This window comes from Vibrio sp. HDW18, from assembly GCF_011306175.1.
GTDB classification, from domain to species: Bacteria; Pseudomonadota; Gammaproteobacteria; order Enterobacterales; family Vibrionaceae; genus Vibrio; species Vibrio chanodichtyis.
On the sequence record NZ_CP049913.1, the window covers coordinates 1,925,160 to 1,947,483 of the forward strand.

The following is a 22,324-nucleotide window of genomic DNA, read 5'->3' on the forward strand; positions in this document are numbered from 1 at the left end:
CCTTGCGGCGCTAAGCTCATCAAACCGAATCACTTAGCGCGAATCATTGAGCGGTAATGACAAAGTAGCGGCTATTTTTGCCCAATGAATGGCCATCACTGTCCTGCAGCTCGGTCACCAGCAGTAAAGGTTGGCTTGAACGCGGTGTGATCGTCAGTTCTGTCACTTTAAAACCACTGTCTGCCAGTAGATCGAGCCATTGTTCACCTTCGGCTAATTTACGTTCATCTTGTAATACTTGCCAACGCAGTTTGGCATCGCGGTAATCTTGCCAACGGTCGTTGATGGCCCATAGGCCAATTTTGCCACTGTTGCCCACCTGCCAAGTGAGGGTGATCGGTTCAATCGAAGGCAGCACAGGTTGATAGGCTTTCTGTAACGCAAAATAACCGGCTTTGGGGATCCGTTGATAATCAAGCACCGCCCAGTTAATCGAAGGCCAAGTTTCGCTAAACATAAATTGAAACAGCGCGGCGACCGGTTGATAGCGCTGCCGACGATAGCTCTCCGCGGCCAGTTGGATAGAATTGGCCTGATACGCTTGGCTATGGGCAATAAACTCTTCAACCGTGTTGCCGCGGGATATTTTAGCATTGCGAAAGGTTTCTAATGGCTGAAAGTTATGGTACTGCCAGATATCCCAACCCGGATCATTGGGGTCGGTACTGGCAGGCCACATTTGCTGGTCGGGAATAATCGTGCGTAAGGTGGTGAGATTGGGTAGTGCTTGAGCACCAAATTCGCTAATGATCGAGTTTTTGGCCACTTTCAAAAAATCGTTTGCGACGCCAAAATACCAACCTTGCCAGTAGTGTTCGTTGACTGCGGACCAGCGATTAATGATCCTGCTCTGATCTTCACTTAACGTGGCGGCAACGGTTGCTGCGAGCTGCCGATTTAAATCTGGCGTCCAATCAGCGAACTTCTGTTTCATCCAAACCGAGTCAAAGGGCGGTTCATTCTGACCCGACCACACAATGATCGATGGGTGATTTGCCCATTGTCGCAGTAAATCTTTGGCCTGCTGGGCGGCTTTTTGCGCAAAACTGGGGCTGTCATCGTATCCCCATTGCAGCGGCATATCTTGCCAAATCAGCATGCCAGCTTGGTCCGCTTGATCGTACAGGGCTTGACTGGCGATGTGCGCATGCACTCGCACCGCATTGATATTGGCTTTACGCATCAGTTGTAAATCGCGTTGATAGTTAGCTGCAGTCATGGTGCCGAGCCAAGGTGATCCAATATAGTTGGTGCCTCGGATAAACAGCCGATGACCATTGAGTAACCAAGCTTTTTGATCCGGCGTGGCGCGAATTTCTCTTAGCCCAGTTTGGGTGGTTTTTTGATCCATCAAGCCGTTAGCATCAGACAGCGTTGCCTCAATACGATATAGGTTTTGTGCGCCATAGCCGTATGGCCACCACAGTTTGGCTTGTGGCATCGGTATTGTGGCAGAAAGCGACATTGGGCTGTGCGCAGAGCCATGCAATTGCACCGGCTGCGTCAATTGATAGTGTTGGCCTGAAAAATTAATCGGTACTGCGCGTAACTTCAGTAATGCCTCTCGCGGATGATTAACCCGATAATTGAGGCGAATATTTAAGGCGGGATGATCCAATCCGCGGCTCCAGTCGGTGCTGGCTATCGTGTCATCAATCACTGCGCCACGGCTAATATGCAAAGTAACCGGTTGCCAAATTCCCCCTGAGTTGGCATCTTGCCCTTGGCTCGACCAAGCGCCACCTGGGCGCGTATCATGTTGTGATAATACCCCCTTGATCGCTTGCTTATGCAGCGGCCAAACCTCACCTAGAGGTTCAAATGGGCTGGTGACTTTGACTTGTAGTTCATTTTGTTGCTGCAATAGGTTGGTGGCATCAAACTGAAAACGTTGAAAATAGCCTTCATGTTGCCCAATGCGTTGCTGATTGAGCCAAACCTCGGCCTGATAATCCACGCCTGAAAAAATCAGGGTAGCTAATTGATCGGCGCGCAGTGCTGGTTGGCGAAATTCGGTGCGATACCATAGCGCTCCATGATGATCGACACCCGCACTGTACCAGTTGGCCGGCACCGCAATGGTTTGCCATGTTGCTGGCTGATTGGTGGCGCGTATATCGTCAAACGGCGGATTGGCATCGTGATATTGCCACTGACCATCAAGGGAGTAGGTATTTGGGGTTGTGTGTAATGGAAACCAAGCACAACCTTGCAGCATTAAAACCAACAATCCTATTCCGCGATAGATGTGCGTCATTTAGCCTCCAGCGTGGTGCGTAGTGCCTGTTGCAGTTGTAGGCACAAGGGTTCCAGTTGCTTCTGTCGAACCATGATCGATGGCATATCCTGTGCGATCGCCGAAAATTCAATCTCTTTAAGGCAATTTTCTAGTGCTTTACAGACAAAATGCAGTGTTTCGCCTTTAAAGCGATGGGCGCTGCGCCGGATCTCTTCAAACGACGGTTTGGTGATCGCAGCATTCAATTCTGCCTGCAAATGGGGCAGTTCATCGATGAACATCAGCGCCAGTTGCTGAAATAATGGCTGATCATTATTCAGTTGTGCCAAGGCTGCGCTGGTATCCATGATTGGTGGCGTGCTGACATCTAAGCTCATGTTGCTGTTGCTGTTGCTGTTGCTGTTGCTAGAGCTGGAGCTGGAGGCCATGACCGCGGCAATCTGTTCGGCTAATAACTCCAAGCGGATCGGCTTGGCAATATAGCCATCAAAACCGTGTTGTAAGCAGCGCTCTTGATCGCCTTTCATCGCATGGGCCGTCATCGCGATAATCGGTTGGTGCACTGGGTTGATGGATGAGTGCGCTGCTTCGCTGTGGCGAATGGCCGCTACGGTTTCAAAGCCATCCATTTCCGGCATCTGAAGATCCATCAGGATCAGGTCGTAGTGGGCACGTTGGCATTTTTCTAGTACCTCTAGACCATTATTGGCAATCTCGGCGCTGTGACCTAATTTGCCAATAAAATGGAGCGCTAATTTTTGATTGACCAGATTATCTTCCACGATCAGCAGATGGTAATGGGTTGAGGGTTGCGTGCGTGGAGTGGCTAATTGGGTGAACGGTGTGGTGGGTTCTACTCGGTTATTAGATGGTGTATTAGAGGTTTGATTGGTCGTGATTTGCTGTAGAGGCAGTGATAAAAAGGCTTGCACCATAGTTTCAAACAGCTCTTTAGCATCAATCGGTTTACTGAGTAAAAAACAGACCCCGATTTTTTTGAGCACTTCCCGATCTAGGCGATTGCCGGTTGAGCTGAGCATGATCAACTTGCTTACGCGTAGCCTTGGCGAATACATAATTTCCAGTGCTAAAGCCATCCCATCCATCTCCGGCATCTGCGCATCTAATAGCACGAGGGGAAAAGTCGGGCTGGCATTCATAATTTCCAGAGCTTGTTTGCCTGAGCTTGCTACCACAGGTTTGAGACCCATGTTGCGCAATAGCCCAGAGAGTAGCCGCAGATTGGTATCATTATCATCAACCACCAACGCATCGACCCCGGATAAAATCGGCGGCCAAGATAGGGTCTTTTTGTGAATATCTGCAAATACAGGGAGTGAGAAATAAAAACAGCTCCCTTGGCCAACTTGGCTGGTTAATTTTAACTCTCCGCCCATTTTCTCGACCAATCGGGATGAAATAGTTAAACCTAATCCGGTACCGCCATATTTGCGGGTGGTGGAATTATCCGCCTGACTAAAAGATTCAAAGATCACTTTCTGTTTATCGGCCGCAATGCCGATGCCGGTGTCAGTAATGCTAAAGACAAGCCGATTAGGAATTTCAGGATCAACCACAATGCGTAATACGACTTCACCGCGCAGGGTAAACTTCAGTGCATTGCCGATCAGATTGGTCAGTATTTGTCGTAATCGCAGCGGATCACAGTGAACTTCAATTGCCACATCGGGGTGAATATCGACCAGCAACTCAAGATTTTTTTCAGCAAATTTAACCGCTAGTGGGCGGGTAATCTCCTGAATCAGTGGGCGCAGCGCAAATTCTTCATTATTAAGGATCAGTTTGCCTGCCTCGATTTTAGAGAAATCGAGAATTTCATTAATGATATTTAATAAGGCACTGGCTGAGTTGTGCGCCATATTAATGTAATCGCGCTGATCTGGTGTAAGGTCAGTTTCTAAACACAATTGAGTCATGCCCAAGATGCCGTTCATTGGGGTACGAATTTCATGGCTCATATTGGCTAAAAATTCACTTTTGGCTTGATTGGCCGCCTTGGCCACTTCCACCGCTTGGCGCGAAGCGGCTTCGGCATTCTTTTGCTCAGAAATATCTTGCAGGGTGCCGATCACTCTTTGCACCGCGCCTTGTAAGTCTTGGGCAACAATTTGCCCCTGAATTAATACCCATCCATAGGTATTTTTCGGACGCAATACACGCACTTCGCAAGTGAAAATTGGTAGTACCGCTTGTGTTGCATCATGGATACTTTGGTGAAGTCGTGGTAGATCATCTGGATGGAAAGCGTGAGCCCATAACGTACTGGTCATGATGTGGGTATCACTCTGGATACCCAGTAGCAACAGTAGTGCAGGGTTGACTTGTAGTTCATCGCTCTGGTATTGCCAGCCCCAAATCCCAATGCGTGATGTTTCTGCAGCCAGAATAAAATCATTATGCAGCCGCTGCTCATTTTTGATGATGTCGGCGTAGTGGCTGATGTCGGTATGTGAGCTAATAATTCCCCCGTCAGGGGTGCGCTGATATTGGATATAAAGGGTGCGTGTGGTGACACGTCTTACTTCATAGTGGTTATTACGTCGATAGTTGGCCAGTACCGATTCTAGCATTCTGATTTTGCTTTCCGCGTGTATGCTTGGGTAGGCAATCTCGATGATCATCTGCAGTACATCGCTGAGCTTAATTCCTACGTGCAGCCAATCTTTTAGTGCGGGGTAAAAATCAAGGATCCTTTGATTCCAATATTGTAATTTTTCATCTTGATCATAGATGGCTAACGCGATATTTGGCGCGTTGAGTGCCGTATGCAGTTGCCGATGGCCTAGCATGAGCGAGCCTCCTGAATGGATGGTTTGTGGTACAACTCGGCCTGGCGGCGCATAAATTCAAGCCCTGGGGCTAAAACGACCGCCCATGCGGTGAGCGTTTCTTCATCCCATTGTGGGTCGAGATGCTGCACGGTTTGCAGTACCGATTTACGCCATAATGCATAGCGAGAAGGGGCGAGGTTGAGGTTTTGTGGATGGTTATCGCGGGTAATTTGGATCAGGTAATCAGCGACCACATGGGTGTTGGCAACCGAAAGCATATAGAAAAAGGTTTTGTAGATCATTTTTTGCTTTTCTAAACGAACCGCCTGACTTAAAGGGGCAATCTCCTCATCGTGACTGGCACTAAATAAGGCATAGAAATGGGTGAAGAAGCGATCGCCCTTATCACTGGCCATGATCCGCGCGTAGCTATTATTGAACAGTTCTGCGTAATTGATGCCCATTTACTCTTCCTTTTGCATCGGCTGAGGATTTCGCTCCTGTGGCAAGCACCTACGCGGCCAGTTAAAAATATTGTGCATCTGTGCTTCAAGATAACCGCCTGAGGCGACTGAGCGGATCAGCGGCTTGCCAGTCGATTTAAATAAAATGGCTTCCAGTACCAGAGTGTTAGTGGTGAGAGTATAGGTGCGGTTGTGGCTACCATTGGTTTCATAGCGTCCTTCAAACCAGCCATGCTCGGCATCTTGATGTAGATTGCCTAACTGCATCAAGGCTTGGGTATAGGGGCTGTCCCACAGAGCCCACAAGCCAAAAATTGCCCGGGTTGAAAGAAGGGCTAATTCTGGCGTGTAACGAGTGCCCTCGGCGAGCGTATTCCAAGGATAGCCATTGGCAAAAATGCTGTCGTAAATTTCCCAAGGGGCAACTGAGCGGGAATATCGAGCTCGTGCGGTGAGGATCTGATCTTGTTGCCAGCGTTTTTCTTGTATTTGATAAACCCGTTTCGCGCGTGTTTGCATACGCGTGCTTGCCTGCGAGTTATCAGGCATTTTCCAGCCAAGTTCAATGCCAGTCACAATATAGGGAGTGCTCTCCACACCGGCTGGCCCACCGCCTAAACGAGGATCTCGGGGGTATAATCAATCACAAATCCAGACATGATGGCTTTTTTGAACGGCAAGGGCTGTTGTGATAGTTCAAAGCCCCATAGTGAAAACCCAGCACGGCTGTAATCAGCGTATTCAATATCGGCAATTGCCTGCGTTTTCCAACGGTTATTTTGTTGCTGGCCATCTTGCAGTAAGCCTTGATTATCGATGATCGGGCAGAAATTCCAGCGCATTACGCTGCGCTCAAGATAGGTGCGGTACTGCGGAAAATGGCTGAGCAACATCTGCATTCCAATCAGTAAGCGCGCTAAATCCTTAGCTTTGGTTGTCGCGGGTTGCTGTTGATTTAATGAGCCATCGACACTGTTATACAGTGAGTTAGGAGTACCTGCAGTGGTTAGTGGTAGCTTACTAAGGGTGCGTAATAGAGCCGACAACCGTACATCGAACTCGGCTTGGCTGATCAGATTAAGACGTCTGGCACTGGTTAGGGCAATCAAAGTATCGCCGAGATTCCAAAGTGTGGTCGCTGGATAGCGATCTTTGCTATTGACTAAACCAGAACTTGGTTGGGTGTTGTTTTGCACATAACGCCAAGCCGTGGTAGCCCACTGATGTTGTTCATGGCTCAGCGCGCCCTCATCGATCAATGCTATACCATCAGAACGCGCATTGATTGTGATCAGTGCGGCTGAGATGATCGCCGCTGTCAGTGCGAGGATCAGCGTTATGGTCTTAAGCATGATGTTGCTACCGGCGGCAATTTTACAGGGGCATCAATATCACATTGTGGACATTGACACGCTTGGCATGCAGGGGCATCGCGTAATGCGATGCCCGTTTGTTGACACCAGTTTTTTAAATTTTTGTCAGGTTGAATAAATGGACGATTAAAGGGCGTATTTTTCTCATCGAACACATTGACTAAGGTTTTATCCCACAGAGAAGGCGCATATTGCGCATCCTGCGGATTATTGGTGTTGAATTTTAAAATGCGGCCCTGTTTTTTAAACAATAATGCTTCGAGCATGATCCCATTATTGTTGGCGGTGAAGGTTCGGATCGGGCCATTACCATTTTCATACAGTCCTTCGTAAAAGCCTTTGTCTTGTTCATTGGCATTTTCAATCGCATCAAACAATCTATCGGTATAAGGCGATTGCCACAAACTCCACATTCCTAAGGCTGCTTTGAGCGAAATGGCTGCCATTTCAGGTACATACTTACCTCTATCCGTAATCGTGTTCCAATCAAAACCATCGGAATAGACACTGTCGTATACAAAGTAGGGGGCTTTATCCAGTTGGTGTTCTGAGCGTGCGGTCATGCGGCCGGTGATCTGATAGCGATTTTCCTGCGCTTGGTATACTCGGTTGGCAAAATCCTGCATCCAAGGGTGGCTATATTTTTTGTTATTGTTGGAGCGATCATCACTGGTGTCCCAACCCATTTCTAGGCCATGCAGTACATAGGATTCTGCAACCACATAGTTATGTTGATTGCTAGTGCGTGGATCGCGCGCATCATACGGCACTAGCACACAATAAATATCGGCTAACTGATAAGGTTCAGGGCGCGAAGCTTGGCAGGTTTTAAAGCCCCACAATTGGAAACCGCTAGCAGCATATTCTTCATAACCGAGCCGTCCCTCCTGAACGTAGATCGGGCGTTTGTTGCCATCCAGCATTGCGCCATACAGTGTTCCGCAATCATTAATCACATTGCTGAAATCCCAGCCCAGTACCACGTTGTCAACATCATTGGAATATTCAGGGTAGCGCTCTTTAATGATTTTCAGCCACAGTAGCATCCGACCAATATCGATGGCAGAAAAGCCAATCTCGGCAGGTTTGTTTTGATAGTCAACTTTTTGCGCGGTCTCAGTGTGATAGGCTTTATTTGGTAATTCATTTTGAAACAGCGGCAACGTATTCAAGGTAGCGAGGAATTTAAGCAAACGATGATCAAACTCCTCTTTATTGATAATGCCAAGTTCTCGTGCTGAGGTGAGTGCGGCCAGATAGGAGGCGCTATCCCACATGGTAGTTGATGGATAATTATTGACCGCGTTGACTAACCCCGTTGCTGGCTGATAGTTGCTGACAAAATAAGCCCATGCTTTATTGGCAACCGCTTGCTCACGCGCAGTTAGCTCTCCATGGCGGGGAGGATAATCGGCTGCGGGTAGCTGGATGCTGGCCATCGCGAGTGGGGTTATTACTAGTAAACTGACTAAACATAGCTGTTTGGCTATCAGCAGTAAGTTGCTAAACGATTGGACAGTAAAGTAAATAGGCATAGTCGTTCCTTATCGCAAATTATGGCTGCTGATCGTCAGCGGGAGTGGCAACGGATGGCGGCATACAGTTTTGGCAAAATAATGGGCCCATGGAGATATAGACCAGACTTTCTAAAACCGCGGCATTGGTGGTCGCACTGATCATATCGCTGCGTTGTTGGGTGTCCGCCGTAATACCTTCATACCAGCCTCGACCGGGTTCATAGAGTGTGATTAGCCGCTGCAACTGGCGGGTATTCCATGGTGTGCCAAATAGAGCGTACTCGCTAAATACTGAGCGAGTAGAAAGTTGCAGTGCGCTTGCACTGATTTTTCGGCGAGCGTTATCAATCGCGCTAGGTGGTTTGTTCGGATTCGAATTCTCTATAAAGCGCGGGATCTGCGCTGCATAATCAACCCCTAAATACGCCAAATCGCCAACGCTGTTATAACGGTTTTCTTGTACTTTCATGATCCGCCAGCTCATTTCGGCTGAGTCCAGATCAAATCCTACTTCTAACCCAATTAACAGCAGAGGCAAGTTAGAGACGACGGGGCGAGTAATGCCAGCAATCGATGAGAAGCCTTCATAAGGAATGTTAAGTCCATCGATATTGATAAACCGTTGGTTGGCTTGTGGAGTGCTCAGCACTGTGCCAGCCAGCCTATGGATTTGGCGCAAGCTGCTAAGAGCATACAACTGATCGCCATAGCTAGGGCGATTGGCTTGTGAAATCAGTCGCCAAGTTTTAGGCTTCTGTAAACTGAGGATTTTTTTGGATTCACGCTGCATGAAAAGGGCATCAAATTGCCATTGACCAGCCAGTTGTTGAATTGCCGCAGAATGTTCAGGATAGAGCCAGCTTGCCATATTCAAGGCCATCATGAGTCGGCTGAGATCGATAGCAGACCAATCCGGTTGACGTGGATTGTGATCTAAACTGGGCAGTGGGGTGAGATATTGGGAGTGATAATACACCGCTGGTAATTTGCCATCGGTGAGCGGTAATAAAGTAAGAGTCTGAAGTTGGGTTTGTAGTCGATGATGGAGTTCAGCGCGGGAGATTATCCCGAGTCGTTCGGCACTGATCATCGCCACCAGATAATTGCCCGTATCCCACATGGTTGAGTAGGGCTGGTTATCAACCGTATTCACCAGGCCATTGGGCTGTAAATTATTGACAAAATACTGCCAAGCAATTCGAGCCCAAATCGCTTCATTAAAGGTTAATTGTCGTGGTGGAGGCAGGAGTGGGAAATCATTACTCAGGGTTAAATGATTTGGCACGTATCGGGTTGACTCGATGTGGCTTTCAACTTGCAGCACCACATAAAAAGCAATCAAAAAACCGAGCATCACTGCAATATAACTGCGCGCGCGCAATAAATTCTGTTTCCAAGACATCTTAGCTAGCCTCCTGCGCGGAGGGGGATCCATTTTCTTCTGGTCGCCAAATTGCGGCTAACACCATCGGCAGCATCGCGGCAATATTCGCCCCACCCCAGAATAGATTAATCACATAACCAGAAGGTGATTCGACATTGCCCAAGTAGAGTTGTAAGCCTCCCCAACCCATACCGAACAAGGTTAAGCCAATAATCCATAATTGTGGTTTAACTAACGCCAGAAAGTTGCCTTGCTGGCGCTCTTTAGGTGTGACGTGAAATTTGATTTTTTCACCGCGCAGCACGGTATCTAATGCCCTCAGGTTCATGGAAAACAATGCCAGATAGGAGGATTTGCCATCCCATGCGGAAATTCCCCAAGTACCAAACATAAAAGCCAGTTCAGAGCACAAGAAAAAGGGGAGAAAGTGCAGATAAAACGGCGTCGAGTAGGCTGAAATCGGCGGGATCCCAGTAAACAGATAGATGATCGGTGAGATTAAAAACACCGCATTCCACAAGCAGGCGAGATACGACCAAAAGGTGGTGCCGTACATCAGTTTCTGCGCCATGTTTAATTTAAAGTTCGCTTTATGGAAGATCGGGTCATGCAGCAGAATATCGAGCGAACCGGCGGCGTATTTAAAACGTTGGATCATCCAAGTTAACAAATCTTGGGGAGATAACATTTTTGATTCAACCTCAGGATGCATCACAGAGCGCCAGCGCCGCTCGGGATCGCCATGCAACAAAATCGAGGTGTAAATATCTTCAGAGACATGAAATTTATACGGCGTTAACTCAGTGTCATACGCGACGTGTTTTTTCATTGCTCGACTTAATTCATCACGCAGATCTTCATCGGTGATTTGTTGAGTAAAATGGGAGATTTCCGATTCGACCGCATGTACATAACGGCGTAATGCGCTTTGTATAATCGCTTCCCGACGGTGAATGGATGCCGCACCGCAGCAAAAGGCTGCATTGGCCCAGTTTCTGCGCCGCAGTATCACGTCATAAAACATTTGTGGATCATTAAAAAAGGGGTCGTGTCCTAATGTGATTGGCCCGATCAATTTCTCGACCAACCAACCGAAGGCTTGACCTGGGCGGCCTAATTTTTTTTTAAGCACGAGCGGAAGGCGTTTTCCAGCGGGTAAGTCATAAAACCATTGCGGAGTTTGCACCCAAGCGACTGATGGATCGCGAAAATAGCCGAGCGTATTGGTTAATAGAGATGGAAAAACTCGTGTATCCGCATCGCAGATAACAATGAAATCTCCGTCGGTTTGTTCCATGCCATTGCGTAGATTACCTGCCTTAAAACCGATGTTGTTTTCTCGGCACAGATAGTTAACCCCTTCTTGTTGTGCCACCAATCTCATGGCCGGACGTTTACCATCATCTAACACATGGATTTTATATTCGATCGGGAACGGGTAAGTGATGCGTTTAGCATCCTGAATCGATAAGCGGACTAATTCGGTATCTTCGGAATAGGTGGCAATAAAGAGATCGACTTTAATCGCTCGCGGCTCAATGTTTTGTTCAGGCTCAACACATTGAGTAATACAGTCTGGGGCACTTTGTTTAGCCACATCCTTTACTTGCCAAAGGTTGATGGTAAACAGAATCGAACCCAGAAAGGCCAGTGTTTCGGCTACGACAAGAGGGACCGCATACCATAGCGCATCGTAATTTAATGATTCCATCCACCGCCAGCGAATATAATTGGCACCGAAAACCAGTGTCACGACAGAGAGCAACTGCCAAGTAAATTCGATGATCGGATTTGGCTTTAGTGGTGGTGGCGGAGTCCTTTCTTCAAAACATGAAAAATAAAAATTTGCCACGTCTTATCCATAGTTATAGTAATGTTATTAAATAGAGTCTAGACAAGGGTAAGTGATATGCAAGGATGTGCTTTAAACAATAGTATTACTTATCAATATACTGTCTGGCTTGATAAGCGCTGTGCATCGAAAAAGGCCAGTCTATGAGTGTCAAGCAAACGACATTGCCCGCTAGGCTGAATTTCTCTTATACCTCTGTTGATAAACGTGATTTACGCATCGATATGCTGCGTGGCATGGCGATGTTGATGATGGTGGTTGCACACGTAGAGGTGATGTCGCTGTTTAATATTTTAACTTGGGAGCGATTCGGTTTGATCACTGGCGCAGAAGGGTTTGTGATCCTCTCCGGATTTGTGCTCGGTTTTCTTAAGCGCCGACAGTTACAAACTGAACCGTTGCTGAGTGTGTCATATTCTTTGATTCGACGAGCAGTTACACTATATGTGGTTAATATTGTTATTATTCTCTCGATACTTATTCTTGGATGGATAAGTTTTATCGACATTTATGAACTGACTCACTTTGTGGATCGTTATTCCGGTGTGGCTTATTCTATGTATCCGGTGAGTGAGCAAATCAAAGAAGCTTGGTTCAATCAGATCATTTTTTTGCAAATTGGCCCTCATCAATCTCAAATATTAGGTTTGTATTTTTATCTGTTATTATTGAGTCCGATTTTTTTATGGTTATTGCATGCTCAGCGAGTGTTTTATTTAGTTATATCATCACTATTTTTCTACTGTTCTTTTCAACTAACCCTGCAACATATTGTTTCGGCTAAATTTGATTCAGCCTTTCCATTATTGGCTTGGCAATTGATCTATGTGCTGGGTATGAGTTGTGGTTGGTATAAAGATGAGCTGCTTTCCTTAGCGAAAACCCAAACGGGGAAATCGGTTATTGCCGCTATGGTCGTAATAGCCATGGTGATGTTTTTTATTGCACAAAACCATACCAATCTGTTTATGCCAAGTTATCTCATGCTGCATGTTATCCCCGCTGAACAGTTTGATTGGCTGTATAAAAACTTTGCGGCCAAAAATGCATTAGGACCACTGAGAATATTAAATAATGCTTGCTTGATTGTAGCACTGTATCTGCTACTAACTTATTGTTGGCTACCATTCAATAAATTGTTTGGCTGGTTTTTTATCGTCTTAGGGCAAAATTCATTATATGCCTTTATTTTGCATGTTTATATTGTCTTGCTGGCGAGTCAGTGGGTTAAATTTAATTTATGGGAACAGCATTGGATACTAAATACGTTAGTGCATGTCCTGTGCCTACTCGCATTATGGTTAATGGCAAAATTCAAGGTATTAAAAAATATCATACCCAATTAGTTGTTGTATTTATCTTTGGTAGAGGATCGTGCGTAAGTATACCCGCAGTCATTTCGGTCAGCATAGGTACGCCCCAATTTTAGTTGGCCACTATAACCTAAAAATCCAAGCTGCTATAGAATAGCTATAAATGCTAAATTATTGATTTGAGTTTTTCACTGATTCCTAAAAACAAATGCTTGTCAATTTTCAGTGTATAGCGGTCATCTTGCAGAGCTTAAAGCACTACTGGTAAAAAATAGCCAAAGCACACAATATTGATCTGATCCAATACTTTTGGACACCACGCTAAGTGAGTAAAATGACTTAACGAGGTGAATATGACAACCAAAAATACCCGCAAGCCCCACACTGCTGAATTCAAAGCAGAAGCCCTGAAACTCGCTGAGCGTGTTGGCGTTGCTGAAGCTGCAAAGCAGCTCAAAATCTACGAATCACAGCTTTATAACTGGCGCTCTGCCAGTGAAAAGAAATCGACAACCAGCCAACGTGAAGCTGAACTTGCTGCTGAAGTTGCCAAGTTAAAACGCCAGTTAGCCGACCAAGCCGAGGATCTTGCCATCCTAAAAAAGGCGGCCACCTACTTCGCGAAGAATCAAAAATAGAACGATTCGAATTCATGCTTAAACACCAGCACCAGTTTCGCCTAAAACCAATGGCGACGGTGCTTGGTGTGACGCGAAGTGGGTATTATGCCTGGCGAAAATCAAGCAAGAAACCAAGTGCTCGCTTACTCAAGCAACACTGCCGTGATGAGCAAATCAAAGCAATGTTTGACCAGAGCAAGGAGCGTTCAGGTGCTCGGCGTATTCAAGTCGATCTCGCAGAAGAGGGAGAATGCGCGGATCTAAAAACCATCATAAACAGCATGACAAGGCAGAATTTAGTGGCTAAAGCCGCACGTAAGTTTAAAACAACCACTGACAGCGGTCACCAGCTTCCAGTAGCGCCAAACCTACTACAACAGAACTTCGATGCCACCAGTCCGAACCAAAAATGGGTCGGTGATATCACGTACCTGATGACAAGCGAAGGCTGGTTATATCTGGCGGTGATTATCGATTTGTACTCACGCGCAGTAATTGGCTGGTCGATGAATAATCGCATGACCGCTAAACTGGCTTGTGATGCGTTGACGATGGCGTTATTTCGTCGTGGGTCTCCAAAGGGCGTGATCGTTCATAGCGACCGCGGCAGCCAATATTGTTCACATGCATATCGAGATATTATTGAAAAACATGAACTTATCCAAAGTATGAGCCGAAAAGCCTGCTGCTGGGACAATGCCTGTGCAGAAAGCTTCTTCCATTCACTGAAGGTCGAAGCCATTCAGTACGAGCCAATCATGGACAGGAAAACCATGAAACAAACCGTGTTTGAGTACATAGAAGTTGATTACAACAAAACGAGAAGGCATAGTTCACTTGGCTATTTAAGCCCTGAGAATTTTGAATTGAAAAACAGTGCTTAGTTAAGTGTCCAGAGTTAACGGATCAGATAAATGTGTATATCACATCGATGTAAACAGCCTTAGGTCTTCTTCTGTTCTTGACGAACTATTTCGTCGTCTCAGTTACTTTGCCAAAGTGCGAACCAAGCAATTTGGGCTTCGGAGCAGAAACTTCGGTTATTCAATAAAATAAAAAAAGAGGGCATGGATTGCCCTCATTCCTTGCATTCATAATGCTTATTTATTCGGTTGTTACCGTCTGCATTTTGATTGTCGTTACGGATTCAACGCCCTTTTCAACTGTAGTTCCAGCATCGAAGTTTACGTAGTACTCGGTGAAGCTGCCGCTCGGGTATTGATAGAACATTAGCTCGTTATCACTGACAACCGCCATACGCTCATTAGCATCTAGTTTAGTGCCACTTGATGCATTTACGGTTGTTGTCGCTAATTGATTAAGGGCGGCTTTATCAATATCGAAGCGGAAAAACTTAGGAAAGGCTGCATCATCATCGGCGTCGGCAAACATGCAAAACAAGGCGTTTTGACCTGCGTTGGCAACATAGCCAGTATGGTTTTTTGCCGATTCTAATTGCGTGATGGTTTTGTTCGTTGCATCGAACTTATACACCGAACAGTCAGAGTGCATTTTATAATCACCACGCACTACACTTAGCGGCCATGGGCGATAACCGTTGATTGTCCAACCTGCGTCAGTTTGCACAAGAGTAGTTCCGTTGAAGGTTAACTCAATCATTGCATTATCTGATGTGCGAACCGCATAGAGTTTACCGTCATACAAGAATGGTGTACTCAAATCCGTATTGTAAGCGAGCTCATGCTCTGTACCGTCTTGCTCTCTCCAAGTTAAAGTGTCTCGGCTGTTCCATGGCTGACTTGCAATATCGCCATTTGGCAAAATGACATCATCACGCAGGTAATCATCAAATATCTTGCTGATCACGAAAAGTCCTTCGATAAGCTCTGCTTTGTGTAAGCTCAATGTATCGCCATGGCGCAAATAAATACGCTGTGTGTCTCCATTATGAGAAAATCGAGTATTGGTGATCCAAGCTTCATGCTCTGCCTCGACGGGTTTATAGATTGGCTTACCATCTTCCACCAACGGATAAACATCCCCAGTTACCTTGTTTTGAATGAGGGTATATTTGCCGGTCATAATGGAACCATCAATTGCAATAGCGGTGTTACTCATGTTGATAGCCGAATAGATCTCGTTGAGATCGACGATAGTATCGATAGTCGGCATGGGGAGTATCCCTTCACTTGAGTCATCGTCACCTTCAAACACAACCGAGCTGACTTCGCCAGTTTGTGGATTTTCATAGACATATGAACTGATACCATCATCATGGTTTATGGTGCGCCGGTATTTTATAGAACGTGCGGTAAATCCTGTTAATTGGTGATCTCGTGGTTTAAAGGTTTGAAAGCCCTCTTGCACGACACTCATTGACGTAATTGGTACCGTGCGTGAAATCGATGATTCATTACTTGAGTCGTCAGAGCCGCCACAAGCTGTCAATACGAGTAATGCGGGGAGGGTGAGCACGGTTTTTAAAGCATGTGTTGCCATAAAGTCATTTCCTTTTATGTGGTTGTATATCTTTCAGTGAAAACTGGGGCGGATAATGGTAAGCAAAGGTTGTCAAATAGGCTGAAACTACGTTAGCTAGGGTGATGACATGAAATTGCTCTTGAAACTGATAGACCAGGTATAAGCCATTGCTGTCGAGAATAAAGCCTAATGGATTGATATAAAGGCAAGTTGGTTGATTAATCAGCGTAAGTCGAACTTCTCGTTGGTAAAATACGGCCAGGCACAAGGTTTCGAACACTTGGTCATCACACGCCGTTTCATCATTTGGTGCAGATAAACGAATATCGATCGGTAGCGATTTCGATTCTGGCGCGTTGAATGCAATGAAAGCTTGGCTAATGATTTCGTGATAAGACTTAGGTAACAGCGCCTTCAAACTGAGCTCTGCCCAGCTGAACATCATGTGATCGCATGGGCTAAAGGTCAGTTTGGTCGTGATTTTTCTGCGATAGCCATAAGGTTGGCTTCGTGTATCTTGCTCTATATCGAAATAGTTCAGCAGGCTATCAAGATAGCGCTGTACGGTTCGTTTTGTTCTGACGATCCCTTTATCCGTAAGCGCTTGATGGATCTCACGAACGGTAATTTTGCGTGTCGTTGGGATTAATGAATAAATCTCGAATATCAATTCGAGGTGCTCGGCACTTCGTCGATTTGTACTAATAGACATAGGACCACCAAATTCTAAGCACACTTATCTGGCCCCAAGACATCAATGTTTGGAGAGATAGCGGGAAAAATGGGAAGACTGGTGGCCACACAGTCCAGAGGATTACTTTTTGAAGTTCACAACCAGCTTGTCTGCAAGCGGATACTTTGCGATTTCATAGTCAGGGTTGAGTGTCGCAACTTTATGAGCTGCGATGGCGGCGGCAGAGGCTAAGCCAAAGATGACCGCAGGGCCGGAGGCTAGAGCCGCTGCCATGGTGGCAGCGCGACCGGCTGTATAGACTCGGCAAGATAGCCCTTGTTTTTCTATTAGTCGCTCTACCTTCTTCACCGTTTGGTTGAAGTTCTTCACTTTCGTTAACGTGAATGATTCGTGGCGGCGAATAAGGTCATTTAGAGATTGTTCATCTACGTGATGTAATACGTTGCTTTTACTCATTTGTTTTATCCTCGATCCGCACGTAGAGCACTGTGCTGTTAATTGTTGAAAGAATACGGACGAGTGAGACAGATAATGTCTCACTCAATTTTATTGGTATGGTTTTGTGAAATGGCGCGCATATTGATGTCGCTGTGAAGTTAAGAGTCATTCCTCACATCACGGATATCGCTGATATAGTAGCCACGCTGGATGAGCTCAAAGCTTGCCAAGAGGCAGCGTAAATGCAGGGTGGGGTGATGCTTTGTTTCTTCAAATAAATCGTGGTCACTGAGTTCTGTCATTTCAGCTTTGACCTTTTGAAAGTGGGCACTGAGGTGGTGATACCCAGCGAGGGCGGCTTTCAGTAGGGCCTTTAAGAGCTTTTCGCGTAGCGGAGAAAAGGTGGTCATAACGTGTCCTTATGGTTCAGGGCTCTGTGACGCGCACACTTCATTTTTCACGTCACCCCCTTATCTGATGAGAGACAAGCACGTTGCGTTGTCAAAACAGAAAAGGAAGCAACAATGAAAAATGAATCATGCGCGTTGTTTATCGCCGTCACGGCGTCCAGTGCAGGTGGCGGAATTGGTTTGGTGGTGTACGACAAAGCCGGTGAGCGAATAGACCAACAATGTTTACCGATGCAGGGATACACCAGTAATACAGAGCTAGAGCTGATTGCGCTGGTGGAATGTATGCAGTATGCGTGTGATGGCGATGTCATCTATACCAGCAGTGATTTTTGTGTTCGTGGGTTTAACGAATGGATTGATACCTGGAAGCAAAAAGGTTGGCGTAAGTCAGACAAAAAGCCAGTAGCAAATCGTGACCTATGGCAACAGATAGATGCGCTCCGAGCTGAGAAATACATCGATGTAAACAGGGCAACATCAAGTACGCATCCCGCGTTGAATGAAGCGTATGATATGGCAAAACAAGCACTTATAAATCTGTAAGGCGAGTTTACCTATGCCCGATCCTCTATTGGTGCTCAGCCCTTGTGCCACAAGGGCTGAGCTCTCTCTTAAGGGCGAGTGCTGGCAATTAAATAGGCTGATATAATGTCCTAAATAGGGCGTTGTATCGGCTTTATTTTTGTCTGTTCATCACGGCCAAACACTGGTTTTTACCTTCAATCTAACGTGATCAGTGAGGGCATCAATCCATGGCGTTAATGCGTTGTTGCCTTGGGCGATCAGCTCTTTGGCATTCAAAGAGGCTTTACGGGCCTGAACAAGAGAAACATCAGGAAATCGGCCTAAGTTGAGATTAGCGCGTTTACCGTTTGTTGGGCGATAGTAGTTGAATAGCCATTGCTTAGAGCCACTCGGAAGTACTCGCAGTTTCAATCCTTGACCGTCTACGAGGTAATACTCTTTCTCTTTTGCCTTAGCGTTTTTGACTTCAGTAGCGGATAGCTGTTTTGTCTGTCTCGGCATGTTTAGGAACCATAAATTAGGAACACAAAACTAATACCAATCAAAGAAAAAATATGATCTAATTGAGGGCATTCAACGATAGAACTTATTCACTATGGACAGCCTCGATAATATCGACTTTAAAAAGCTCGCAAGCCAGCAGAAATCTATTCAGATGAAAATGAGACTGCTGGCCCTCGACCATTTCAAAGATGGGCACTCTCGCACCCAAATCGCCAAGTTTCTTAAGGTTAGCCGAACCAGTGTTAATCGGTGGGTTCACACTTTTCTTGAGGAAGGATTAGAAGGCCTCAAGGAAAAACCAAGAACGGGACGACCACCATTCTTAACATCCAAGCAAAGAGAGCAATTGAGCCAATACATCAAAGATAAAGCCAATGATACACTAGGCGGACGACTCACTGGGGCCGACATCCACGCTTATATCGTGAAAGAATTTGGCCAGCACTACCACCCTGATTCTATCTATTACCTGCTCGAGCACATGGGGTTCTCTTGGGTAACTTCTCGCTCCAAACATCCTCGTCAATCCCAGCAAATCCAAGACGATTTTAAAAAAATTTAAAATTGAAACGATCCTGAAGATCCCAGGACATATCGCTTTAGAACGGGTTGATGTCTGGTTTCAGGATGAAGCCAGATTTGGGCAACAAAACACCACCACACGGTTATGGGCAGAAAAAGGAACACGTCCCAGAGCCGTGAAGCAACAACAATTTGAATATGCGTATCTGTTTGGTTCTGTCTGTCCCGCTAGAGGCATTGGCGAGGCGATGGTCGTTCCTTGGGTTAACAAGGACCTTATGGTTGAGCATCTTAGGCAGATCTCCGCGGTGACCGAAAAAGGTCGTCACGCAGTGGTCATTATGGATGGTGCAAGCTGGCACACAGAAGATATTGCCAATGAATTTCAGAACCTCAGTGTCATCAAACTCCCGCCCTATTCCCCTGAGTTGAATCCAATAGAACAAGTATGGAGTTGGTTAAGACAACACTATCTAGCCAACCAGTCTTTTACGGATTACGAAGACATTGTCTCCAAAGTATGTCGGGCTTGGAATAGTTTTTTGAAATGCTCGGCCAGAGTCAGACAGATGTGTTCGAGAAGGTGGATAGAGCTGACCAGTTAATTTTCCAGATTGGTATAAGGTTCCTACATTGGTTCCTAAAAGTCAAAGCTGCTATGGAATCTTATGGAATGGCTATAAATGCTAAGTTATTGATTTTTTGTTATTTCAGATAAGAAAAAAGACGTCCTGAGACGTCTTTAAACTATGATTTGGTGGAGCTGGCGGGAGTTGAACCCGCGTCCGAAAATCATTCATCTTTGGTACTACATGCTTAGTCGATCTTTAATTTCACCAACGCCTGCGAACCGACACGCTAACGAATGGCTAACCTGAATTAGGTCTTACGCTTCATCCCTCAGGTGGGGGAATCCACGCCAGCTTGATTTGGTTTGACCTTCCTGATTTCCCCGTCTTACAAGCGGAAGCTAGGGAGGAAGGGCTCTGAGCAGGGTATTAAGCTGCTAGTGCGTAGTTTTCGTCGTTTGCGACTATTTTTTTGCGGTTTGTTAACGAGGCCTACCGCACCTCGGCATGCACCTCAGACTGCAAAATTCCCGTCGAATCCTGAATCAGCCCCAGAGGTAACGGATGCATAGTACCAGAATCAATGCTTCTGTCTAGCTCCCATTGTTTAAGTGGTGATTATTAGCGCAATGCGCTTTTCATCACTCGATCTTTTTGGCGTTGCCACTCTTTTTCTTTCAGATCTTCACGTTTATCGTGCAGTTTTTTACCTTTCGCGACGCCAATTTTGATTTTGACCCACGAACGAGACCAGTAGAGTGACAATGCGGTAAGCGTCATCCCTTCACGATTGATACGACCAAATAGGTTGTCGAGTTCGCGGCGTGAAAGTAGCAGCTTGCGGATACGGGTTGGGTTGGCGATCACGTGAGTTGAGGCTTGCTGCAACGGAGTGATAGTCATACCTGAAATAAACGCTTGGCCATCTTTGATGTAAACGTAGCTTTCGGCAATGTTGGCTTTACCTTGGCGAAGTGATTTTACTTCCCAGCCTTGTAGCTCCATGCCGGCTTCAAATTCATCTTCGATGAAGTATTCGTGGCGAGCTTTTTTGTTCAGCGCGATAGTGTTGCTACCCGCTTTGGTATTGGATTTTTTTTTCGTCATAGTGGGCGCATTATACGGATTGGTCGGCGGTTAGGAAACGCTTTTGTTTGCCGTAGCATACGGCTATCTGGGCGTTGACTCAAGCCTACCAATCACAGAGTTTGTATGTCATAGAGGAGTATGCTTATCGTTGCGCGATGACTTTAAACCGTTTGAGCCGTCATCGAGGATGGCTTGAGGTGCTAGGGGGATGAAAGTACAATCCATTTTCGCAAGCAGTTTGAGTCGTGGTAAGGAGTAAAAATGAAACAAGTCAGTCGTTCTGCCTTGGTTGCGTTTAGTGCAGAGCAGATGTTTCATTTGGTCAATGATGTGGCTCGCTATCCGGAGTTTTTGCCGGGGTGCTCTGGTTCTCGTGTATTAGAGCAGAGCGAGAGTCATATGTTGGCATCGGTGGATGTTGCCAAAGCGGGGATTGGCAAAACGTTTACAACCGCCAATCAATTAACCCCAGGTGCTGCGATTGTAATGAGTCTGGTGGATGGGCCATTTAAAACTTTGCGTGGTGGGTGGTTTTTTACCCCTTTAGATGAAGCCGCTTGTAAGGTGGAACTGCGCTTAGAGTTTGAATTTTCCAGCAAGATGATTGAGCTGGCATTTGGCAAAATTTTTAACGAATTGACCAGCAATATGGTGAATGCATTTACCCGTCGAGCCAAACAGGTGTATGGAGAGTGATGATGAGCAGTGAAAGGCTACAGGTTGAGGTGGTGTATGCACTACCGCATGAGCAACATGTTGTTAAGTTAGATGTTGAGCCATCGGCAACGGTTGAGGAGATTATTCAGCATTCTGGTGTGTTATTGAAATACCCTGAAATTGATTTGGCGGTCAATAAAGTGGGCATTTTTAGTCGTAATGTGAAGTTAGACGCTCAGGTTCGCGATAAAGATCGGATTGAGATTTATCGTCCATTGTTGGCTGACCCGAAAGAGATCCGCCGTAAACGCGCGGAACAGGCCAAGCAGGTGGCGGTGCAAACAATACAAAAATAAAAGGCGGTTCAAAGCCTTTTATTTTTGATCCTGCTTAATGCTATTAAGCCACAAGTTATCCGCACATCATATTGCGGAAAGTCTTAATTAACGCCTTCGAAGAATTCTTTACCGGTCGGGAAGTCACCTGTCACGTTAACTAGTTTGCTATCATCAAATTTTACGATCAGGTTTTTCTGCACCGAATCATTATGGCCTGGAGTGTGGTGATAAATGTAGTACCAGGTATCTGGGTAACTATTTTCAATCAGCATTGGCGAACCGAGTACAAAACGTACTTGTTCTTTGCTCATGCCAAATTTAAGTTGTTGCACCGACTGTTGATCGACGTAGTTACCCTGATTGATATCGATTCGATACACCAAGCGCTCTAATAAAGAGCAGCCGGATAAGGCGGTCACGGCAAGAGGAAGGGCGATAAACCACTTAGTAAACTGCATTGTTAAAACTCTCTGTCCCACAGGGCTAAAAACTTGGCTGATAATAAACAAGCTCAGCGCAGATGTAAAAACCTCGATCGCACTCTGAGCTTATTCAGACTATGAATTTTGAGTTTGGTTG

The 22,324-nt window shown here is 46.0% G+C and carries 21 protein-coding genes, 1 other RNA gene and 1 pseudogene; 7 read left to right on the forward strand and 16 right to left on the reverse strand.

Annotated elements, in window-relative coordinates; translation table 11 throughout:
* Positions 1-43: 43 nt before the first annotated feature.
* From G7083_RS09310 to G7083_RS09340, 8 genes are read right to left on the reverse strand one after another with little or no spacing between them, the layout of a single operon-like run.
* The gene (locus G7083_RS09310; RefSeq protein ID WP_206212088.1) at positions 44-2,257 is read right to left on the reverse strand and encodes a glycoside hydrolase family 2 TIM barrel-domain containing protein; all 2,214 of its coding nucleotides are present in this window, start codon (positions 2,255-2,257) and stop codon (positions 44-46) included.
* Positions 2,254-5,049, reverse strand: a complete 2,796-nt coding sequence (locus G7083_RS09315; RefSeq protein WP_166014514.1) for a response regulator — start codon at positions 5,047-5,049, stop codon at positions 2,254-2,256. The genes G7083_RS09310 and G7083_RS09315 overlap by 4 nt, the downstream gene beginning before the upstream one ends.
* Positions 5,043-5,495, reverse strand: a complete 453-nt coding sequence (locus G7083_RS09320) for a Globin (RefSeq protein WP_166014515.1) — start codon at positions 5,493-5,495, stop codon at positions 5,043-5,045. The genes G7083_RS09315 and G7083_RS09320 overlap by 7 nt, the downstream gene beginning before the upstream one ends.
* Positions 5,496-6,092 carry a DUF3131 domain-containing protein gene (locus G7083_RS15315; RefSeq protein WP_206212089.1) on the reverse strand — a complete coding sequence of 199 codons (597 nt, stop codon included), beginning with the start codon at positions 6,090-6,092 and terminating at the stop codon, positions 5,496-5,498.
* A gap of 17 nt (positions 6,093-6,109) precedes the next feature.
* The gene (locus G7083_RS15320; RefSeq protein WP_206212090.1) at positions 6,110-6,847 is read right to left on the reverse strand and encodes a DUF3131 domain-containing protein; all 738 of its coding nucleotides are present in this window, start codon (positions 6,845-6,847) and stop codon (positions 6,110-6,112) included.
* On the reverse strand, positions 6,832-8,403 hold the full coding sequence (locus G7083_RS09330; RefSeq protein WP_166014516.1) for a DUF3131 domain-containing protein: 1,572 nt from the start codon (positions 8,401-8,403) through the stop codon (positions 6,832-6,834). The genes G7083_RS15320 and G7083_RS09330 overlap by 16 nt, the downstream gene beginning before the upstream one ends.
* Before the next feature lie 19 nt (positions 8,404-8,422).
* Entirely contained in the window at positions 8,423-9,787 is a 1,365-nt protein-coding gene (locus G7083_RS09335; protein WP_166014517.1) for a DUF3131 domain-containing protein, read from the reverse strand.
* A 1-nt stretch (position 9,788) separates the two neighbouring features.
* On the reverse strand, positions 9,789-11,621 hold the full coding sequence (locus G7083_RS09340) for a glycosyltransferase (protein ID WP_166014518.1): 1,833 nt from the start codon (positions 11,619-11,621) through the stop codon (positions 9,789-9,791).
* Between the two features lie 143 nt (positions 11,622-11,764).
* Here G7083_RS09340 and opgC point away from each other — a divergent pair, with 143 nt between their 5' ends.
* From opgC to G7083_RS09355, 3 genes are all read left to right on the forward strand, one after another.
* On the forward strand, positions 11,765-12,967 hold the full coding sequence (gene opgC / locus G7083_RS09345; protein ID WP_166014519.1) for an OpgC domain-containing protein: 1,203 nt from the start codon (positions 11,765-11,767) through the stop codon (positions 12,965-12,967).
* A 320-nt stretch (positions 12,968-13,287) separates the two neighbouring features.
* Positions 13,288-14,438 (forward strand): IS3 family transposase gene (locus G7083_RS09350; protein ID WP_166014520.1). Its coding sequence is split into 2 segments (ribosomal slippage): positions 13,288-13,531 and positions 13,531-14,438, totalling 1,152 coding nucleotides; the frame shifts between segments, so codons are not numbered across the junction.
* 4 nt (positions 14,439-14,442) lie between these two features.
* Positions 14,443-14,610: an inovirus-type Gp2 protein gene (locus tag G7083_RS09355; RefSeq protein ID WP_240911901.1), complete on the forward strand. Its 168-nt coding sequence runs from the start codon at positions 14,443-14,445 to the stop codon at positions 14,608-14,610.
* 48 nt (positions 14,611-14,658) lie between these two features.
* Here G7083_RS09355 and G7083_RS09360 read toward each other — a convergent pair whose 3' ends face one another.
* From G7083_RS09360 to G7083_RS09375, 4 genes are all read right to left on the reverse strand, one after another.
* Positions 14,659-16,014 carry a hypothetical protein gene (locus tag G7083_RS09360; RefSeq protein ID WP_166014521.1) on the reverse strand — a complete coding sequence of 452 codons (1,356 nt, stop codon included), beginning with the start codon at positions 16,012-16,014 and terminating at the stop codon, positions 14,659-14,661.
* Between the two features lie 4 nt (positions 16,015-16,018).
* Positions 16,019-16,708 carry a hypothetical protein gene (locus G7083_RS09365; protein ID WP_166014522.1) on the reverse strand — a complete coding sequence of 230 codons (690 nt, stop codon included), beginning with the start codon at positions 16,706-16,708 and terminating at the stop codon, positions 16,019-16,021.
* A gap of 102 nt (positions 16,709-16,810) precedes the next feature.
* Entirely contained in the window at positions 16,811-17,146 is a 336-nt protein-coding gene (locus G7083_RS09370; RefSeq protein WP_166014523.1) for a hypothetical protein, read from the reverse strand.
* 140 nt (positions 17,147-17,286) lie between these two features.
* Positions 17,287-17,538 carry a hypothetical protein gene (locus G7083_RS09375; RefSeq protein WP_166014524.1) on the reverse strand — a complete coding sequence of 84 codons (252 nt, stop codon included), beginning with the start codon at positions 17,536-17,538 and terminating at the stop codon, positions 17,287-17,289.
* Positions 17,539-17,580: 42 nt separating this feature from the next.
* Between G7083_RS09375 and G7083_RS09380 the strand changes: the two genes are divergently transcribed.
* Positions 17,581-18,084, forward strand: coding sequence for a ribonuclease HI (locus tag G7083_RS09380; protein WP_166015032.1), 504 nt, complete (start codon positions 17,581-17,583; stop codon positions 18,082-18,084).
* 228 nt (positions 18,085-18,312) lie between these two features.
* Here the strand turns inward: G7083_RS09380 and G7083_RS09385 are convergent.
* Positions 18,313-18,567: pseudogene (locus G7083_RS09385) on the reverse strand (Arm DNA-binding domain-containing protein); the annotation flags it as partial.
* A 94-nt stretch (positions 18,568-18,661) separates the two neighbouring features.
* Between G7083_RS09385 and G7083_RS15165 the strand changes: the two are divergent.
* Positions 18,662-19,697, forward strand: a protein-coding gene (locus G7083_RS15165; protein WP_240911889.1) for an IS630 family transposase whose coding sequence is annotated in 2 segments (ribosomal slippage) — positions 18,662-19,120 and positions 19,122-19,697 — 1,035 coding nt in all. Because the reading frame shifts where the segments join, the coding sequence is not laid out codon by codon here.
* A 150-nt stretch (positions 19,698-19,847) separates the two neighbouring features.
* Here the strand turns inward: G7083_RS15165 and ssrA are convergent.
* Both ssrA and smpB read right to left on the reverse strand, forming a co-directional pair.
* Positions 19,848-20,214, reverse strand: a transfer-messenger RNA (tmRNA) gene (ssrA, locus tag G7083_RS09405).
* Positions 20,215-20,282: 68 nt separating this feature from the next.
* On the reverse strand, positions 20,283-20,768 hold the full coding sequence (gene smpB / locus G7083_RS09410) for an SsrA-binding protein SmpB (protein ID WP_166014525.1): 486 nt from the start codon (positions 20,766-20,768) through the stop codon (positions 20,283-20,285).
* 243 nt (positions 20,769-21,011) lie between these two features.
* On the opposite strand from smpB, the gene G7083_RS09415 reads away from it, so the two are divergent.
* Both G7083_RS09415 and G7083_RS09420 read left to right on the forward strand, forming a co-directional pair.
* Complete coding sequence (locus G7083_RS09415; RefSeq protein ID WP_166014526.1) at positions 21,012-21,446, forward strand: type II toxin-antitoxin system RatA family toxin; 435 nt, start codon at positions 21,012-21,014, stop codon at positions 21,444-21,446.
* Positions 21,447-21,448: 2 nt separating this feature from the next.
* Positions 21,449-21,763, forward strand: a complete 315-nt coding sequence (locus tag G7083_RS09420; protein ID WP_166015033.1) for an RnfH family protein — start codon at positions 21,449-21,451, stop codon at positions 21,761-21,763.
* An 83-nt stretch (positions 21,764-21,846) separates the two neighbouring features.
* On the opposite strand, the gene bamE is transcribed toward G7083_RS09420, so the two are convergent.
* Positions 21,847-22,203, reverse strand: coding sequence for an outer membrane protein assembly factor BamE (bamE, locus tag G7083_RS09425; RefSeq protein ID WP_166014527.1), 357 nt, complete (start codon positions 22,201-22,203; stop codon positions 21,847-21,849).
* Between the last annotated feature and the right edge of the window lie 121 nt (positions 22,204-22,324).

Coding starts and splice junctions, on each gene's coding strand:
- G7083_RS09310 (WP_206212088.1), bottom strand. CDS start 2,257: ATGACGCACATCTATCGCGGAATAGGATTGTTGGTTTTAATGCTGCAA.
- G7083_RS09315 (WP_166014514.1), bottom strand. CDS start 5,049: ATGCTAGGCCATCGGCAACTGCATACGGCACTCAACGCGCCAAATATC.
- G7083_RS09320 (WP_166014515.1), bottom strand. CDS start 5,495: ATGGGCATCAATTACGCAGAACTGTTCAATAATAGCTACGCGCGGATC.
- G7083_RS15320 (WP_206212090.1), bottom strand. CDS start 6,847: ATGCTTAAGACCATAACGCTGATCCTCGCACTGACAGCGGCGATCATC.
- G7083_RS09330 (WP_166014516.1), bottom strand. CDS start 8,403: ATGCCTATTTACTTTACTGTCCAATCGTTTAGCAACTTACTGCTGATA.
- G7083_RS09335 (WP_166014517.1), bottom strand. CDS start 9,787: ATGTCTTGGAAACAGAATTTATTGCGCGCGCGCAGTTATATTGCAGTG.
- opgC (WP_166014519.1), top strand. CDS start 11,765: ATGAGTGTCAAGCAAACGACATTGCCCGCTAGGCTGAATTTCTCTTAT.
- G7083_RS09360 (WP_166014521.1), bottom strand. CDS start 16,014: ATGGCAACACATGCTTTAAAAACCGTGCTCACCCTCCCCGCATTACTC.
- G7083_RS09365 (WP_166014522.1), bottom strand. CDS start 16,708: ATGTCTATTAGTACAAATCGACGAAGTGCCGAGCACCTCGAATTGATA.
- G7083_RS09370 (WP_166014523.1), bottom strand. CDS start 17,146: ATGAGTAAAAGCAACGTATTACATCACGTAGATGAACAATCTCTAAAT.
- G7083_RS09375 (WP_166014524.1), bottom strand. CDS start 17,538: ATGACCACCTTTTCTCCGCTACGCGAAAAGCTCTTAAAGGCCCTACTG.
- smpB (WP_166014525.1), bottom strand. CDS start 20,768: ATGACGAAAAAAAAATCCAATACCAAAGCGGGTAGCAACACTATCGCG.
- G7083_RS09415 (WP_166014526.1), top strand. CDS start 21,012: ATGAAACAAGTCAGTCGTTCTGCCTTGGTTGCGTTTAGTGCAGAGCAG.
- G7083_RS09420 (WP_166015033.1), top strand. CDS start 21,449: ATGAGCAGTGAAAGGCTACAGGTTGAGGTGGTGTATGCACTACCGCAT.
- bamE (WP_166014527.1), bottom strand. CDS start 22,203: ATGCAGTTTACTAAGTGGTTTATCGCCCTTCCTCTTGCCGTGACCGCC.